Raw genomic sequence first — 16,652 nt, forward strand, 5'->3', positions numbered from 1 at the left:
TCATCCAGCCCCGTTCGCAGCAGCCCACGAGCACACGCGGTCCGCACCGCCTCGCCCTCAGCCAACGCCAACTTCCGGCTCACCCGCCACCGTCCTGACACCACCCGGACTCGAATAGCAGACAAGCCCGGCTCTCCGCCGACCGCATCCCGAACAAAACGCCCGACAACGGAAATTCTATGACCACTGTGGATCAGTAATCAAACTGCTTAGCCTCAGGTGTGCCGGTTTGTCTGAAATTGTTCTGTCGTCGAGGAGTCCGCCGACGAGCGCCACGATGCTAAAGCACAAGACCCCCGGTAGTCCGGTGGCCCAGCGGCATGCTCACGCACGTTTGTCCAGGTCGGCCGAAGCATAAAGCGGCCGAGTAAAGGAGTTGTCGCACCACTCCCCCGCCACCATCGACTTCCCTGCCCTCAGCCAGACGAGCAGCGCGTGACTTCGCCGCTGGTCCGCGTAGCAGGAACCGGCCGGCTGTCGTGGGAGTTCATGTCAGAAGGCGATGTCTACCACGAATCCATGATCGCCGTTCGTCGTGAAATACAGCTCACGCCCAGGTAGGCGCATCAGCCGCTTGCTGGTCCCGCCGCCTCGGCATATGACCGGGCTCATCCGTCGAACGCTTGGCCACCGCACGCTCACCCATGCCCTGCTCTGTCGTGAAGGGAGCACCCCGTCATGCCCACACCTAGGCCGCCCACCGACAAGGTCGTCGTCGTCTGCTGGGCCGAGCCACGGGCGGACTCAAGTGGACCGCCACCGCCGTCGACCTCGTCTTCCGGGCGAACTCCCAGCTCCGATCCATCGGAGAGCAATACCGAAGTCGATCGAGAATTTCAAGTTGGCCACAAGACGAAATAGAAGTACGCCCATCAGCTGAGAGGACTGCGCGAATGGTCGATTGATCTTGACATCGGGTAGTCGGAGCAACACACTTCGCCACAACCAATTTGCGACGAGGGCCGCCCCGGCGACACCCTGCCTGCGGGCGGTTCTCACGCACCTCCTTCCGGATGGAGTCTCCTATGCGGAGCATCAGAAGACCGGGGAATGTGGGACGGCTCGGCGCACTGCTCGCAGTGCCGTTGGCCATCGCCCTCACCGCCCTTCCCACGATCGCCAGCCCGTCCTCGCCCGACGGCCAGGTGAAGCCGCTGCTGGAATCCAGCAGCGAGCAGAACGGCGTGGCGCTGATGCGCATCGTCGCCGCCGACCGGGCGGAGGTCGACCGCCTCGCCGACCTCGGTGTCGACCTCGTCGAGTACGTCAAGCCGCTGGACGAGGGCATCGAGGTGCACGCCGTCCTCAGCCCCGAGGAGACCAACTCCCTACGGGCGATGGGCTTCAACGTCCAGGGCAAGATCGCCGACCAGGACGACTACGCCGAGAACACGGCGGAGCGGCAGGAGGCCATCGCGGCGGCCGAGTCGGCCGCAGCGGCGGAGGACACGCTGACCGTGCTGCGGGCCGAGTGGTTCACCAGCCTGAACGGCAACCGCTTCCTGTCGTTCGAGGTGAAGTCGAGCGCGGTGGACTCCGCGACCGTGCTCACCGCCCGCTGGGACAGCGGGGTGAACACCGCGGCGGGCTCGGGCGGCACCGCGACCATGTCCCGGTTCACCGACGCCGGGCAGTACATGTACCACCGTTTCACCTCGCCGCTCGCCCTGAACAGCCCGGTGCCGGACAAGGTGGTCTTCACCAGCAACAAGGGCGGCACCAAGAAGGCCGCGGTGAGCAAGTGGCTGGGGAAGAACCAGCCGGAGCCGGGTGAGCACTACGTCGCGGACTTCGTCGACCACTACATGGACCCGACCGAGATCACCAACCGGATCACGGCGCTCTCCCAGGAGTTCCCGAAGCTCACCCAGCTGATCGACCTGCCGTACAAGACGAACGGCTACCGCCGCAAGGCGCAGGCCCAGTTCGGCACGGTGGCGGCGAGCACCCTGTACGTGACGTCGAAGGCGTGGGGTCACGAGGGCGGCAACGACATCACCATGTCGGTGGTCAACCCGGGCGGGGCCAACCAGCCCCTCGGCGTCTCGGTGACGGACAATAACGTGGTGGTCTCGCTGGCCACCAACGGCTCCGGCGCCGTCACCAGCACCGCCGCCCAGGCGGTCGCGGCGGTTAACGGCAACGCCGCCGCCTCCGCCCTGCTCACGGCGAGCCTCTACCGGGGCAACGCCGGCACGGGCGTGGTCGCCACCGCCGGCCTGACCAAGCTGACCGACTACCTCAAGGCGCCGGCCAGCGTCTCCCGCGACCCGTTCCAGATGAAGATGCTGCGGATCGGTCGCGCCAAGGACGGCTCGAAGCCGGGCGTCTACCTCTACTGCCAGCAGCACGCCCGGGAGTGGGTCACCCCGATCACCTGCCTGGAGACCGCGGAGCGGCTGCTGCGCAACTACGAGCAGGACGCCAAGACCCGGAACCTGGTCAACGGCCTGGACATCTTCATCCTGCCGGTGACCAACCCGGATGGCGCGCACTACAGCATGTACGACTACAACATGCAGCGTCGTAACATGACCAACCACTGCGCCGTCAGCGCCTCCGACCCGGCGTACCGCAACTCGTGGGGTGTCGACCTGAACCGCAACCAGGACGTCGGTTCGCTGTTCGACGGCTACAGCGGTGCCTCGTCGAGCTGCACCAGCGACACCTACGCCGGCCCGGGCAAGATCTCCGAGCCGGAGGCGAAGAACGAGGACTGGATCATCCGCCAGTTCCCGAATATCAAGTTCTCGATGAACACGCACTCCTACGGTGGGTACTTCATGTGGGCGCCGGGCGCCTACAAGACCGCCGGCCGTGAGGTTCTCCCCCGGCCCGACTTCGGCACGGAGAACTACTTCTGGGAGGCCTCGGAGAAGGTCCTGTCCGGGGTGCAGTCCTGGCGGGGCACGGCGATCTGGCCGGGCCGCACCGGACCGATCGCCGACGTGCTCTACTCGGCGGCCGGCAACAGCTCCGACGCGCACTGGTACAACCGGGGCATCATCGGCTGGAGCTTCGAGGTCGGTGCGGACCTGTACAACCCGAACACCCGGACGTGGCAGGCGGTCGGCTTCCAGCCGAACTTCGCCGAGGGTCACGAGGAGGCGATGGAGTTCTCCAGCGGCCAGATCGCGATCCTCGACGTGGCGAAGAAGTTCGCCGCGGACAAGACCCCGCCGGTGTCCGAGCTGCTCGTCAAGTCCAAGGCTCCCGGTGTCACCACCTTCACCTTCAAGGTGAACGAGGCGTCGAACATCTACTACACCCTCGACGGCAGCACTCCGACGACCTCGTCGCGGAAGCTCGCTTCCAACGCCTACCGTGAGGGCGCGGAGCACATCACCATCAACGCCAAGACCACCGTCAAGTGGTTCGCGGTGGACTTCGCGGGCAACGTCGAATCGGTCCAGGAGCGGGAGCTCAACGTGCCGAAGAGCTAGCTCTACGGAGGGGTGCCGAGCGTCGGCCCCCACCCGGTGAACCGCAGGTGGCCGCCAGCCTTCGTAGCTGGCGGCCACCTCCTCGTGCACCCAGGGTCGTCGCGCTCTGGGAGGAGAATCGATTTCGGGGCCGTGGTCGACCCCGCAGCCCAGCCCAATACGGGCTGGAAAGGTTCCGGTCACTCGGCGCGGTACGTGGAGCGCTTCCCGAATGGGTCGTGTAGGTCAGGCACTGAACCGCGTCAACGGGAGGCATTCCATGCGGTCGGCAGTTCCCGGCCGCACGCGGCGCAGGTGAAGTCGTGGTCCTTGACGATGGTGAGCTGGTCGCAGGCCGGGCAGCGCCGGAACTGGAACGCGGTGGTGAACCTGCCGGGATGCGGCAGGCCCGCCTTATCGCACGCGGCGGCGACGACCGGCCACGAGGACGGCTCGGGGCAGTACCTGGTCGACTGGTTGCTCACCTCGGTAACCGTCCAGCCCATGTGCTGCCGGGCGAAGGTGGTCTCGCCGCGCTCAGCACCGGTCAGGGAGATCCTGCGTGAGGCCGGCATCAATCCCGCCCCGGGCCGGGCTGCCATGGCCTGGACCCAGTTTCTCCGTTCGCAGGCCGAAGCCCTGCTGGCAGCAGACTTCATCGAGACGTTCACGCTCACCGGCACCCGGATGTACGTCCTCGCGGTCATCGAGCGCACCAGCCGCCGCGTCCGCGTCCTCGACGCAACCGCGCACCCGACCTCCAGGCCGCCCCGAGACCTCGGCGGCAATGCACGCTCATGCCGTAGGCAATGCGCGGCGGTGCCGACACATCCGTCACCCTCGGTAGTCGCCACCGTGGCGCATCCAGGTGCGAGGACGTCCGGACGTGTCTAGAACCATGTGCTCGGGCACGGAGCACGGCGGGCTCAGCTGGGTGAGTCAGAGTTGAGCTAGAAGTTGCTGGGTGTCGAGGACGTCGCCGAACCGGGGCAGGACTACGGCAAGGGCATGTTCGTGTTCGGTCGTCGTCATCCCGCTCATCGCGTCGGCTGCGAACACCACCTGGAAACCGTGGTCGGCGGCCGCCCGTGCGGTCGACTCGACCCCCATGGTGGTAGCCAGTCCGGCCATGACGACGGTGTTGACGCCGCGCTCGCGCAACCGAGCGGCCAGATCAGTGCCGTAGAAGGCGCCAATCGTGCGTTTCACTACGACGACGTCCCCGTCCTTCGGTTCCATCTCCGGAACGAAGCCGCTACCCGGCGGCTGTTCGGCGATGTTCGGCCGCTCGACTCGGACCAACACCACGGTGCCGCCGGCCCTTCGGAGCGCGGCGGCCAGGCGGGCCGCCCGGTTCACGACGTCGGCACCACGGTGCGGACCCAGGTTCTGGTCAACGATGCGAGGCATCAGATCGACCGCTATCAACGCCGTCCGGGTGGCCGCAAGCGTCATGCCGACGAGCATACGCGTCGATGATCGCGTATCGGTGCACGGACCTGCCGCGTTCCACTCGGGGCCGGCGGAGCGACCGGGCACGGCGCGACTTCCGAACAAGTGTCAGCCGCCGTCGCCGAGCGGCGCTTTGCCATGAGGGCCAACCATCGCCCTGGTCAGCGTGGAGTCGAGATTTCGGTGATTGTGGCAGTTCCTCGTACGGGCAGACCTTCGTGCATGGTGATCGTCTGGGCACGTCGGAGATCACGCCACGCCTCTGGACTCAGGGGCGCCAGACGGATCATTCCCGTCGCTCCGGGTGTCAGCTCTGGAGCGTTCTCGACCCAGATTCGTGCGACACGAAGATTGCGGTGGCCCTCGGGCATGTGCTGGCCGATGTGCCATAGCGGCCGCAACACGCCCTTACCGGGTATCGGGATTCGCCGACCACCATCAGCGACCGACACGAGCGTCAGCTCGGCACGGATGACCCCATGGATGCTCTCCCAGCGCCGGCATCGGCACCATGCGGCCGTGTCGGTGAGCCACATCAACTCCGCGGCCTCGATCAGCAGGTCCCACCATTGCGCACCGGCAGGCCAGCCGTCGAGGTTGGCGAGGAGATCAAGGGCGAGGCCCCAGTCGTTGTGCTGAACGTGCTGTCTTACGTCGGCGACGGTCGCCCCGGCATCGTTGGTGGCGCTCGCCGGAACCATCGGCGCAGCCCGATCGAGCAGTTCGGGAACATCCACCTCAGCATTGTCCTGGCGACACCGCCTACTCGGCGACCATTATCCCGGCCGCGCACGCTCATGGCACCGTGCGCGCGGGGGCCCGGCGACCGGTCACCCTTCGTCGTCGCCCTCGGTGTGGATTCGCGTGCCGACGGTGCCGGGCGTCGGTCGTGGTTCGACGCACCTGAGCTGCGCATGGGTCGAACGCCAGTTCGGCTACGGCATCGCCCGCGCCGTCGCTGGCCATACCAACTCCACCGGACCGGCGACCACGACATACATCAAGGCCGACATCGAGGCAGTGGCGACCGCCCTGATGGCGATGGCCGGCCAAACTCATCCGCTCGCCAGCGGGCATCAGACGGACCAGCCCTGGCCTGTGGTGCGTAGGCCGGGGCTGGCTATGTCCCGGCGGGATGGCTGCCGGGCTCGGGGCCTTTGAGTCAGCTTGTCGCCTTGGCGGCCTGGTGGATGAGGTCCGCGACGACCTGCGGGTGGCTGAGCATCGCGCAGTGGGACGAGGTCGGCACTTCGACGATCTTGCGGGCGTTGGCACGGCGGTACATCCAACGCTCGGCTGCGGGCGGAATGGCCTTGTCCTGACCGGCGACCAGCCCCCACACGGGGACCGTGTGCCACGCGGCGGCCGTCGTCGGGTAGATGAAGGAGTCGGCGTCGAACGGTCGTTGGGTGGCCTGCAGGAGCTGGAAGGCGTGCTTGGAGATGTCCGCGGCGAACGCGGCCTGGCCGTTCGGGCTCAGGTACAGGTCGGTTCCGGTGGTGCCGTCGGCCTTCGTGTACGAGACCGGCACGCTGACGGGCAGGACCTCGCTGCCGGGGAACTTGTTGATCAGGTCACCCTGCGTCTCGCCGACGTCGGGCACGAACGCGGCGATGTAGACCAGCGCCTTGACGTTGCTCTTGCCGGCCGCGGCGTTGGTGATGACGGTGCCACCCATGGAGTGGCCGACCAGCACGACCGGCCCGGGGATGGAGTCCAGCAGACTCGCGATGTACGGGGCGTCGGTCGGGATACCTCGCAGCGGGTTCGCCCCGCAGATCGTGGTGTAGCCCTCGCCCTGAAGGTAGGCCAGGGTCTGGTTCCAGCACGACGAATCGGCATACCCGCCGTGCACCAACACGATCGTCGGCTTGACCTTCGGGTTGGACCGGCCAGCCGTGGCCGCGGCCGCGGTGTCCGTACCGAACGGACTGGCCATCACCGCTGCGGCTCCGGCCACCGCCGCGCCGGTCGCCAACAGGTTGCGGCGTGAAACATGCGCATCCAATGTGATCTCCTCATTCCTGCGAGCTGTGCTTCGTTGTTGGAACGGCAACAGCGGATGAACGCACCCGCTACATCAACGTCTGTCCGGCAAACGGGGTGTGGCAGGGGTCAGCGGTCCGTGTTCGCGGCCTGGCGGATGAGGTCAGCGACCGCGCCCGGCTGGGAGACGTAGACGGCGTGGCTGCCGATCGCCTCGGTGGTGACCGCGCCGACGCGGGCGGCCATCGTCCGCTGGGCGGGTGGCGGGATCATGTGGTCGTCGGTGGCGACGAGGTAGAACGCGGGCTTGGACCGCCACGCCGGCTCGGTCACGACGCCGCCGAGGGCGGCGACGTTCCACGGGACCTGCGAGTCGGCGAGGAAGGCGGCGTCGGCGGCGGGCAGGTCGGCGGCGAACGAGCCGGCGAACTTCGAGCGGTCGAGGAATAGCCAGCCGGCGCGGGGCGGCAGGATCGGCGGCTGCGGGCCGTCGGTCGGGAACCCGCTGATCAGGGTGTTGACCGACTCGCCCTTGTCGGGGGCGAACGCGGCGATGTAGACCAGCGCGGCGACGTTGTCGTGGGTACCGGCCTCGGTGATGACCGCGCCGCCGTAGGAGTGGCCGACCAACACGGCCGGGCCGTCAAGGTCGTCAAGGATGAACCGGGTCGCCTCGACGTCGCCGTCGAGGGACAGGGTGGGGTTCTGTACCGCGGTGACGTTGAGCCCGTCGGCGGTCAGCAGCCGGTGCACGGCCTGCCAGCCGGAGCCGTCGACGAACCCGCCGTGGACCAGGACGACGTTGCGGATCTGTGTGCTCATGGCATTCTCCTGGAGCACCCGGGGCGGGCACCGCGCCCGCCGCTTGCCCTCCATGCAAGCCGTTGCGGGCGCCGCGGCCCAGGCAGAACACCATGCAGAACTGTTAGCTGCCGGCGGTTGTCCGTGCTGCGGCTTGTTCTCGGCGGCGGGCGGCTTCGTCGTGTTGCCCGATCGACTCGTAGATGTCCGCCGCCCGCAGCAGGCTCGCCTGTGCCTTCGTAGCCTGGGTGTCGTCGTAGAGTTCCTCGGCGAGGATGAGCAGAATCGCCGCCTCCGCGTCGGCGTTGCGCATTTGCGCGGAGGTCGCCACGCCGCGTTCGGCCAGCGGCACGCCCTCGCCGGGGCGGCCGGCGCGGCCGAGGGCTCGGGCCAGGTGGCCGAGGATGAACGGCAGCGTCGCCTCCGCGTTCGACGCCGTCATACCGGACGCCGCCGGGTTGTCGGCCATGGCGAGAGCCTGCCGGAAGCTGCTGACAGACTCGTCGAGTTCGCCCAGGGCCATGGTGATCGCCCCATGCCCGATCAGGGCCTGGCAGTAGTCGTCGGCGTCGCCGGTCTGTTCGAACCCGTCGGCCGCGGCTTGGACCGCGTCTCGGGCGGCGTGCAGGTCGCCCAGCATGCTCTGGGCGCGGGCGATGACCAGCCATGCCCGGCCTTCCTGCCCGAGGTCGCCGACGCCCCGGGCCAGGGCCAGCGCGCGTTCGCCGTACGCCAGGGCCGGATGGAAATCACGGCCGGGCTGGGTGTAGGTCCACGCGAGCGCGGTCAGGAACTCGGCTTGCCGATCTGGCGCCCCAAGTGCTGCCGCCGAGTCGTCGGCCCGCATGTACAACGCGGGCCAGTGCGGCCAGTGCGCCCACCGGTCGGGGATCCAGCGCAGGGTGCGGACGGTGTCGACCACGGCCTGGTGGTCGCCGTCGCCGGCGGCGGCCGTGAGTGCCGGGTACCAGTGGTCGGCCTCCGTGCGGATCCACGCCTCGGCGTGCTCGGCGGTCTGGAACGCGGAGTCGGCCGCGTCCGGCGGGTTCGGTCCGAACCACGTGCCGGCGTCGCCGAGGGTGGTCAGCAGCCAGTCGACCATTCGCCGCTGTACGGCCGTGACATCGTCGGGGTGTTCCTCGTGCTGTAGGCACCGGTTGGCGTAGAGCCGAACGAGGTCGTGGAGCCGGTATCGGCCGCCGTCCGCGGTCTCCAGCAGGCTGAGGTCGACGAGGTCGTCGAGTTCGTCTTCGGCGACCGGCAGCGGTACCTCCGCGATCACCTGGGCCAACTCGGCGCTGAAGTCCGCCCCGGGCACCACCGCCATCCGCCGGAACAGCGCGCGGGCGGGGTCAGGCAGTTGCCCGTAGGACATTTCGAACGCGGCGGCGACTTTCAGGTCGCCCGCGCTGAGCTGGTCCAGCCGCCGCTCGGCGATCGACAGCCGGCGCACCAGGTCCGCGACGCCCCACTGTGGTCGCGAGACGAGACGGTTGCCCGCGATCCGCAGTGCCAGCGGCAGGCCGCCCAACAGGTCGACCAGGTCGGCCAGATCCTCGGCGGCCGATGCGCCGGCCCGCTCGGCGACGATGCGGTTCAGCAGGTCGTGTGCGTCGAGGGCGGGCATCGGACCGAGGTGCAGGCGCTGCACGCCCGAAAGCCCCGCCAGCATCCGCCGGCTGGTCACCAGCAGCTGGCTGTCGCCGTCACCCGGTACCAGCGGCCGTACCTGTGCCTCGGACGCGGCGTCATCGATCACGACCAGGACGCGCCGCTCCCGCAGGAGCTGCCGGTAGCGCCCCGCCCGTTCGGCAAGGTCTTCGGGAATATGCGGGCCACGCGCACCGAGTGCCCGTAGAACCCGGGCCAGGATCTCGCCGCTGTCCACGGGATGTCCGCTCATGCCCAACGCGTCGACGAAATGCACACCGCCGGGAAACTGGTCCCGCAATCGGTGTGCCGCTCGCACGGCCAGGGTGGTTTTACCCAACCCGGCACTGCCGGAGATGACCGCCACCCCTGTTCGACCGGCGGCCTCGGCCCGCTGGTCGACCAGCTGGAAGATCCATGCCAGCTCGGCGTCGCGGCCCGTGAAGTCTCCGATCGACCCGGGCAGCTCACACAGCCCGGGTGCCGCAGCCAGATACGCTGGCCGGGCACGGCCCGCCCTGGCCAACGCGACGAACTGATCCCGGGCCGCCCCAGCCAACTTCAGGGCGTCCGCGATCGACACGACCGTGCGGCGCTGCGGCCCCAACGCCCGCCCGCGCTCCATGTCGCTCAGCGCTCGGACGCTGACTCCGGATGCTTCGGCCAGCTCCTCCAACGTCAGACCGGCGCCGTGACGGGCGGCCCGCAACACCACCGCGAACGATCCGTCGCCATCCATCAACCCATTCTCACCGAGTCAGCTCCGCCACCGGAACCCCCGGGATTTCGGTCAGCGGGCCAGCCGGCGCAGCACCGATTCCCGAGCCGTCGCCGGCAGCGTCCGCAAGTCGCGCACGAGAACCGCGGTCGGCGCCGGGAACGGCGCGTTGCGGCGTTCCCGCTCGATCGCGCGCACGGTGTGTCGGGCCGCGTCGGCCTGGCTGGTCGCGAACGGTTTCGGCAGGCCGTCGCCGCGACCCGTTCGGTCTCGACGAACCCGGGAGACAGGGAGGTGAAACGCAGTCCGTCCGGGCCAAGCTCGGTGCGGGCGGCGGCGTTAACATCCAGGTCGACTGGGACGACGCTGCCGATCATGGACGGTGACGAGTGTTGTTGGACGACCAGCGAAGGGTTCGAGGGTGCCCTCGTCGGTCAGCGACCGGGCCAGCGCAGCCTCATCTTCATCGATCTTCGGGCCCGCCGCATCTGCTCACCGTCGCGGACCTTCGCCACCAGGTCAGCATGTCGCCCGAGGTCACGTCGACCATGAAGGTTGAGGCGACCCGCAGCACACGGTTCATCCCGGTTCGAACGCTGGCCGCGTCGGGACGGCGGGCGGGTCATCCAGGAATTCCGTAGGCGCCAGGGGCGGCCCATCACGGTCGACTCCGTGACAATCGACCGGCCGACACACAGGACTGCACCCTCGCAGGCCGGTGAGTCGACCAGACCGAGGCCACCCCAACGCTTGGAGGGAACACCGTTTCCATGACCGATACCCTCACCGGGCCGTCCTCGATCCGGGTCGGTCAGGCCGCCGTCAACCCCCGCTTGGGGTGCGGCACCGCCGGCCCACCCACCGACAGCGGCCACCCGCGGATCGATGACACGCGTACGTCGGGGCCGAAGCTCGACGGCATCATGCCCGTCCTTGCCGAGCGGCGGACCCATCCCGCCGCGACTTCCCCGGCCGGCCCCCGGGCTGAGAAGCCGCCATGGAGCCGGTGACGGACGTGAGGTCCGAGGACCTGGTCGCCCGAATCGCCGGCCTGCTGAGCTCGACTCACCCGCTGCGCATCGGCTTGGCGATTTGTCAGGCCACCAGGGTCCTCGCGTACCTGGCACCAGTCGACCGTGCCGCGGTGCTCGACCGTGCGATCAGTCTGGCCCTGACCCACGACGAGGAGCAGCCGGCGGTCGCGCGCCGCCGCTGACTTCCGGCCGACGAACGACCCGCTACCTCTACGGGCCGGGCGCACCCCACCGGCGCAGCCCTCACCAACCCACATCGGGCATTCTGCGATCGTCGCGACATGCGAGGGGGCCGTGACGCCCTGCCCGGGCCGCGTCGTCGTCCTGACGGAGGACAGCGGACCGGTCGAAGCACTGTGCGCGCTCTGCGGTGGTAAGGGGCAATGTGGGTTCCTGCGTCCACGACGGTGTGGCGGCTGCTGACCCGCATCGACGCCGAGGTGCTGTCGCAGGTCCTCGCCTGGTGGATGCGGTCCCGGACCGCGCCGGTCGTGGTGGTCGGACGGCGGTGGCGGCTGGTCATCGCCGTTGACGCAAGGTCGTCCGCGGTGCCCGCCTCGCCGACGGGCGTCAGGTGCATCTGCTCTCGGCGTACGACACCAGCACCGGCATCGTGCTCGCCCAGGTGCAGATCGCGGCGAAGTCCAACGAAATCCCGGCGTTCACACCGCTGATGCAGCGGGTGGCCGCCCAGCTCGGATCATTGAATGACGTCCTGGTCGTCGCGGATGCCCTGCACGTCCAGACCGGGCACGCCGACCTGTTCGCCACCGCCGGCGCCCACCTGATGGTCACGGTCAAAGCCAATCAGCCAGCCACCCTCGCCCAGCTCAAAGCCCAGCCCTGGGCACAGGTCCCGGTCGGGGCCCGGACCCGCGAGACCGGCCACGGCCGCACAGAGACCCACACCGTCAAAGCCGTCACCGTGGCCACGCCAGGCGGGATCGGCTTCCCCCACGCCCAGCAGGCCGTCAGGATCACCCGGACCCGCACCATCAACGGCCAGACGACCCGCGAGACGGCCTACCTGACCGTGTCCCTGCCCGCCGACCAGGCCCAGCCCTCCGACCTGGGCACCTGGGCGCGCACGGAATGGCATATCGAGAATCGCCTGCACTACGTCCGTGATGTCACGTGACGTGAGGACGCCCATCAAGCCCGGACCGGCAACGGACCCGCAGTCTTCGCCACCCTCCGTAACACCGCAGTCGGATACCACCGCAGCAACGGTGAACCCAACATCGCCCGCGCCACCAGACGCGCCAGCCGCCGCCCCCCGGAAACCTCATCGACGCGGTGACCAGGAGTAGCCCGACTAGGCAATAGCCCTGCGTTCAGCCGTGCCCGCCTGAGCGCACCGTGGAGGCGATCACCACCCGCAACAACCGGCGCGCCTCAGCGATCCGGGGAGCCAGGTCGTCGTGTGTCGGTGCGGTGACGATGACATAACCGTGCCGGGTCCGATTGTCGATCACCTCGGGCAGATCGTCACCGACTTCATGATGGAACACCACCGTGTCCACGAAGGGGAGCCGACGCATCTCGTCGAGACCGGTCAATTCCAGCAGCCGGCCCGGCTCCAGCTCGAAGAAGGAGATGGCGGCGGCTTTTTTCGGCTGAACTGGCTCGACGGGGGCACTGGCGAGTGCCCGGAAGATGGTCACGGCCGGATCCATGCCGGTGGCCAGCTCGACCAGCCGAGGGATCCGGTCACCGGCCAGCCGGGCCTGGGACTCGACGATCCGTGGACCCTGCCGGGTGAGGATGACCTCGGTGTGAGCTGGCCCGAACTGGTAGTCGGCGGCCTGAAGCAGCGCAGTGACCACCTCCGCGATCGCCAACCGGTCCGTCGTGTTCAGGGGTGCAGGGTAGACGTGACCGATCTCCACAAACCCAGGTGGCGGCCGGAGCTGCTTGGCGGTGATCCCGAGAACGTGGTGCTGGCCGGCGACACTGATCGTCTCGACGCTGTACTCGGAACCCTCAAGGTACTCCTCGACCAGTACTGGGCCGGTGTAGCCGTACCGGTCGAGTTGGCGTCGCCATTCGTCGAGATCCTCGATGGTCCGGACCAGCCGCACCCCTCGGCTGCCCGCCATCCGGGTCGGCTTGGTGATGACCGGCATGGCGAACCGGTCCAGTACGTCGGGCACCCGGTCAGCGGTCGACACCTCGACGCACCGTACCGGCGACAGCCCTGCCGAGGCGAGTAGCTGCCGCATGGCTGCCTTGTCGTTGAGTGCCCGGATCGCCTCGGGCGGATTCGTCGCCAAATCGAGTTCAGCGGCCACCTCGTAGACGGTCAGCATGCTTTCCTCACGTCCGAGGTGGAGGATGCGGTCGACGTGATAGCGGGCAGCCATCTCCCGGACCCGGGCACGAAGCGCCGACTCGTCGGTGAAGTCAACGAACTCCAGCGCCTCACAGTGCCGTTCGACGGTGCGCAGATAGTCGCCGCTTTCCAGGGCCGGGTCCCACAGCGCGAAGACCCGGAAGCCCTCGGCCACTGCCCGCTGGGCTAGATACGGGTACGGCATCACCATCAGCAGCCGGCTGTTCTTCATAGGCATTCTCCACGTGTCCTCGGTCGCAGTTGCCTAGTGGTCGACGTACCCGGCGGTGTCGTTGGCTGCGGCGTCCGGGGCCGGAGCCGCCGAGGCGGCAGCCAGCGCCGCAGCGTCCGAGGCGGCGGGCGAGGCCACCACGTCGGCAGGCAGTCTCTTTTCCAATCGGACCAGGTTGGCCGCGGCCAAAATCGCCCCGAGTCCGACGAGGACCCAGACGAGCTGCGCGTCAAGTGCAATCAAGGTGGTGAACAGTGCCGGCGCGATGACGCCGGCCAGCGAGAACGATAGCTGGTAGATAGCCAGGTAGCGCCCCCGGACCGTGGCTGGTGCCGCAGCCGCGGCGAGCGACCAGGACGGTGTGCTGTGCAGCAGTTCGCCGACGGTGTAGTACATCGACATCGCGATGAGCGCGATCGGCACCAACGGCCCGCTGGGAAGCCAGACGAGGGCGGCGAACCCCAGGCAGGACGTGCCGAAGACCGCCGCGCCGAGCGCGGCGCCGCGGGTACGACGACTACTCTCCTGTAGCCGGCTGATCGGGATCTGGCCGAGCGAGACGACGGCGGTCGTCAGGGCGAAGATCAGGCCCGGTAGCTGAGCGTCCGCGTGCAGCGCCTCGATCGTGAAGATCGGTAGTAGACTGAACAGCGCGTTGTAGCAGAGCGCCACGGGCACGTTGGTCAGCGTGAGTTGGACGAACGCCTTGTCCCGTAGCACGGTCCGGTAACTTGGCGGTGGGCCGACCGACGGTCCCGGAGCAGACTCGGCGACTCGGCGACCGGTTCTGATGCTGATGATCAGCAGGGCGGCCACCAGGAAACTCACCGCGTCGGCGACGACGATGAACTGGTATGCGAAGGCCACCGACGAGCCGAGCGCAATGGAGGCGGCCAGTCCCCCGAGGCCGAGGCCGGCGTTGCGTACGGCGCGTTGCAGAGCCATCATCCGGTTCCGGCTGACCCCAACCGATAGCTCGGACATCAGGGCCTGGATTGCGGGTGGGAAGGACCTGTCGCCGAGGGCCACCAGAGTGGTGGCCACGATGAGCTCGTTGACGTTGTGGACCGTCAGGTAGTAGGCGAACCCGGCTGCCCGGATCAGGTAGCCGCCGACCACGACCTGGCGGGCACCGAAGCGGTCAACCAGCGCACCACCGATCGGGTTGCCGGCGAGGCCGATGAGCGCGGCCACGCTCATACCGGCACCGACCGTTGTCAGCGGCAGCCCGGACACGTGATGGAAGTACAACAGTGAGAACGGTAGGTAAAGGCCGCTGCCCATGGAGTCGATGGCCATACCGGCCAGGTACCGCATCCGACCCGGAAACTGCGGGATGAATGCCAGCATGATCAGTTTTCGTCACTGGGATCAGCGGCCCGGAATTCCGTCTGAACGGAACGCGGGTAGCTGCGCAGCAACTCCCGGTGGATCTTGCCGGACTCGGTCCGGGGGAACGAGTCGATGAACTCGATCAGGGCGAGCTGTCGGGGGCAGGTCACCTCGACGTGCCGGAAGATGCCCTTCGCCGTCGCGGCGGAGCCGTTCCAACCGACGGCCAGCAGGACGTACGCCTTCGCCACCGGTGCGGCGGCCTCCGCCGTCACCGGTACCACCGCGACCTCATCGACCGCCGGGTGCATACTGAGCCGGCGCTCCAGTTCCACTGGAGAGATCAGCGCACCGCCGGTGCCGTAGAGGATGTCCTTGAGTCGGCCGAGGAACCGCAGACTCCCGTCGGACTCGCGGCGCACCAAGTCACCCGTGCGGTAGAGCCGGCCGCTACCGACCGAGGTGGCCGGGCCGGCCTCGTCGAGGTAGCCCCGCATCATCCCCAGTGGCCGGTCGACCAAATCCACGCAGAGCTCGCCCTCGTCGAGGTCATCGTCCTCCACAGCACCGCCCGGAGCGCGGACAACGAGGCGGTAACCGGGCAACGCAAATCCCATCGAGGTGGGGTCGGTGTCCGCTGCGGGGGTGACCCCGGCCATGGCAGTCACTTCAGACTGTCCATACCCGTTACGTACCGTCACACCCCACGCGGTCCGGATCGTAGCGACGATGTCCTCCGTGAGCGGCTCACCGACGCTGGTCGCTTCCCGGAGTTGGATCCGGTGTTTGTCGACACCGGCTCGGATCAGCGTCCGCCACACGCTCGGTGGCGCACAAAAGCTGGTCGCCTCGACCCGGGCCAGCGTATCCAGAATCCGGTCCGCCGTGCCGTACCGGGTGTCGAGCGTTACCACGGTGGCCTCGGCGTTCCATGGGGCGAAAAGGGAGCTCCAGGGGTGCTTCGCCCACCCCGGAGCGGATACGTTGACATGCACGTCACCCGGCCGCAGGCCATTGAAGTACATGCTGGACAGATGTCCGACGGCATAGCTGACCTGAGTGTGTACGACGAGCTTAGGCCGCGAGGTAGTGCCGGAGGTAAAGAAGTAGAAGAGCGGTTCGTCGGCACCCGTCGGCCCCTCCGGGATGAACTCGACGTCCGACCCTGCCGCGTCGGCGTAGTTCAGCCAGCCCGGCACGTCGGCGCCGACCGCAACCTTCACCTGTGGCTCGATGGGCAGCTTGAGGCGCGTTGCGATTTCCGCGTCCGCGACGACGTGCCGGATACCCGCCCGTTCCGCCCGCTCGGCGAGCCCGGCCGGAGAGAGGGTGGTAAAGACCGGCACCACGACCGCGCGCAGCTTCATCAGGGCGAGTTGCAACTCCCAGAATTCGACCTGGTTGTCCAACAGGACGAGCACCCGATCACCACGGGAGACGCCGATTGTGCGTAGCCAGCCTGCTAACCGGGCCGAGTCAGCGCGCAGGGCTGCGAAGCTGACCGTCTGGTCGCCATCGGGTCGGACCACCCGCAGCGCGGTGTCGTGGTTGGCGTGGGCGATGTGGTCGAACCAGTCGAGCGCCCAGTTGAAGTGTTCGAGTTTTGGCCACACGAACTCCGCATACGCTTTGGCGTGGTCGTGACCATACCGTAGTAACAGGTCGCGGGCGGTTCGGAACGTGCGGTAAGACG

The 16,652-nt window shown here is 68.2% G+C and carries 14 protein-coding genes; 4 read left to right on the plus strand and 10 right to left on the minus strand.

Translation table 11 applies throughout. From position 1 onward, the window contains the following. Positions 1-1,025: 1,025 nt before the first annotated feature. Positions 1,026-3,443, plus strand: coding sequence for a M14 family zinc carboxypeptidase (locus tag AB0C02_RS29450; protein WP_357552391.1), 2,418 nt, complete (start codon positions 1,026-1,028; stop codon positions 3,441-3,443). Positions 3,444-3,685: 242 nt separating this feature from the next. Here the strand turns inward: AB0C02_RS29450 and AB0C02_RS29455 are convergent, their stop codons facing one another. From AB0C02_RS29455 to AB0C02_RS29485, 7 genes are all read right to left on the minus strand, one after another. Further along, positions 3,686-3,997, minus strand: a complete 312-nt coding sequence (locus AB0C02_RS29455) for a hypothetical protein (RefSeq protein ID WP_357552392.1) — start codon at positions 3,995-3,997, stop codon at positions 3,686-3,688. 364 nt (positions 3,998-4,361) lie between these two features. Continuing rightward, positions 4,362-4,889, minus strand: a complete 528-nt coding sequence (locus AB0C02_RS29460) for an isochorismatase family protein (protein ID WP_357552393.1) — start codon at positions 4,887-4,889, stop codon at positions 4,362-4,364. A 146-nt stretch (positions 4,890-5,035) separates the two neighbouring features. Continuing rightward, complete coding sequence (locus AB0C02_RS29465; RefSeq protein WP_357552394.1) at positions 5,036-5,611, minus strand: hypothetical protein; 576 nt, start codon at positions 5,609-5,611, stop codon at positions 5,036-5,038. A gap of 425 nt (positions 5,612-6,036) precedes the next feature. Then, positions 6,037-6,882, minus strand: coding sequence for an alpha/beta hydrolase (locus tag AB0C02_RS29470; RefSeq protein WP_357552395.1), 846 nt, complete (start codon positions 6,880-6,882; stop codon positions 6,037-6,039). Between the two features lie 107 nt (positions 6,883-6,989). Beyond that, positions 6,990-7,682, minus strand: a complete 693-nt coding sequence (locus tag AB0C02_RS29475; protein WP_357552396.1) for an alpha/beta hydrolase — start codon at positions 7,680-7,682, stop codon at positions 6,990-6,992. Between the two features lie 103 nt (positions 7,683-7,785). Next, positions 7,786-10,050, minus strand: coding sequence for an NB-ARC domain-containing protein (locus AB0C02_RS29480; protein WP_357552397.1), 2,265 nt, complete (start codon positions 10,048-10,050; stop codon positions 7,786-7,788). Between the two features lie 51 nt (positions 10,051-10,101). Next, positions 10,102-10,227, minus strand: a complete 126-nt coding sequence (locus tag AB0C02_RS29485) for a hypothetical protein (protein ID WP_357552398.1) — start codon at positions 10,225-10,227, stop codon at positions 10,102-10,104. A gap of 572 nt (positions 10,228-10,799) precedes the next feature. Here AB0C02_RS29485 and AB0C02_RS29490 point away from each other — a divergent pair. The 3 genes from AB0C02_RS29490 to AB0C02_RS29500 all read left to right on the plus strand — a co-directional run bounded on the left by AB0C02_RS29490 (position 10,800) and on the right by AB0C02_RS29500 (position 12,201). Further along, positions 10,800-11,039 (plus strand): hypothetical protein, encoded by a 240-nt coding sequence (locus AB0C02_RS29490; RefSeq protein WP_357552399.1) that lies wholly within the window; start codon positions 10,800-10,802, stop codon positions 11,037-11,039. After that, complete coding sequence (locus tag AB0C02_RS29495) at positions 11,036-11,245, plus strand: hypothetical protein (RefSeq protein ID WP_357552400.1); 210 nt, start codon at positions 11,036-11,038, stop codon at positions 11,243-11,245. Before AB0C02_RS29490 ends, AB0C02_RS29495 begins: the two co-directional genes overlap by 4 nt. A 392-nt stretch (positions 11,246-11,637) precedes the next feature. After that, positions 11,638-12,201 carry an ISAs1 family transposase gene (locus tag AB0C02_RS29500; RefSeq protein WP_357552401.1) on the plus strand — a complete coding sequence of 188 codons (564 nt, stop codon included), beginning with the start codon at positions 11,638-11,640 and terminating at the stop codon, positions 12,199-12,201. A 196-nt stretch (positions 12,202-12,397) separates the two neighbouring features. Here AB0C02_RS29500 and AB0C02_RS29505 read toward each other — a convergent pair whose 3' ends face one another. Genes AB0C02_RS29505 through AB0C02_RS29515 form a run of 3 tightly spaced genes read right to left on the minus strand, consistent with a single transcriptional unit; the run spans position 12,398 to position 16,572 of the window. Next, on the minus strand, positions 12,398-13,627 hold the full coding sequence (locus tag AB0C02_RS29505; RefSeq protein WP_357552402.1) for an ATP-grasp domain-containing protein: 1,230 nt from the start codon (positions 13,625-13,627) through the stop codon (positions 12,398-12,400). A 33-nt stretch (positions 13,628-13,660) separates the two neighbouring features. Beyond that, positions 13,661-14,977, minus strand: coding sequence for an MFS transporter (locus AB0C02_RS29510; RefSeq protein ID WP_357552403.1), 1,317 nt, complete (start codon positions 14,975-14,977; stop codon positions 13,661-13,663). A gap of 2 nt (positions 14,978-14,979) precedes the next feature. Further along, positions 14,980-16,572, minus strand: coding sequence for an AMP-binding protein (locus AB0C02_RS29515; RefSeq protein ID WP_357552404.1), 1,593 nt, complete (start codon positions 16,570-16,572; stop codon positions 14,980-14,982). Positions 16,573-16,652 lie beyond the last annotated feature (80 nt).

This window comes from Micromonospora sp. NPDC048999, from assembly GCF_040649295.1.
Taxonomy (GTDB): Bacteria; Actinomycetota; Actinomycetes; order Mycobacteriales; family Micromonosporaceae; genus Micromonospora.

Coding starts and splice junctions, on each gene's coding strand:
- AB0C02_RS29490 (WP_357552399.1), top strand. CDS start 10,800: ATGACCGATACCCTCACCGGGCCGTCCTCGATCCGGGTCGGTCAGGCC.
- AB0C02_RS29450 (WP_357552391.1), top strand. CDS start 1,026: ATGCGGAGCATCAGAAGACCGGGGAATGTGGGACGGCTCGGCGCACTG.
- AB0C02_RS29480 (WP_357552397.1), bottom strand. CDS start 10,050: ATGGATGGCGACGGATCGTTCGCGGTGGTGTTGCGGGCCGCCCGTCAC.
- AB0C02_RS29510 (WP_357552403.1), bottom strand. CDS start 14,977: ATGCTGGCATTCATCCCGCAGTTTCCGGGTCGGATGCGGTACCTGGCC.
- AB0C02_RS29455 (WP_357552392.1), bottom strand. CDS start 3,997: ATGCCGGCCTCACGCAGGATCTCCCTGACCGGTGCTGAGCGCGGCGAG.
- AB0C02_RS29460 (WP_357552393.1), bottom strand. CDS start 4,889: ATGCTCGTCGGCATGACGCTTGCGGCCACCCGGACGGCGTTGATAGCG.
- AB0C02_RS29475 (WP_357552396.1), bottom strand. CDS start 7,682: ATGAGCACACAGATCCGCAACGTCGTCCTGGTCCACGGCGGGTTCGTC.
- AB0C02_RS29505 (WP_357552402.1), bottom strand. CDS start 13,627: ATGAAGAACAGCCGGCTGCTGATGGTGATGCCGTACCCGTATCTAGCC.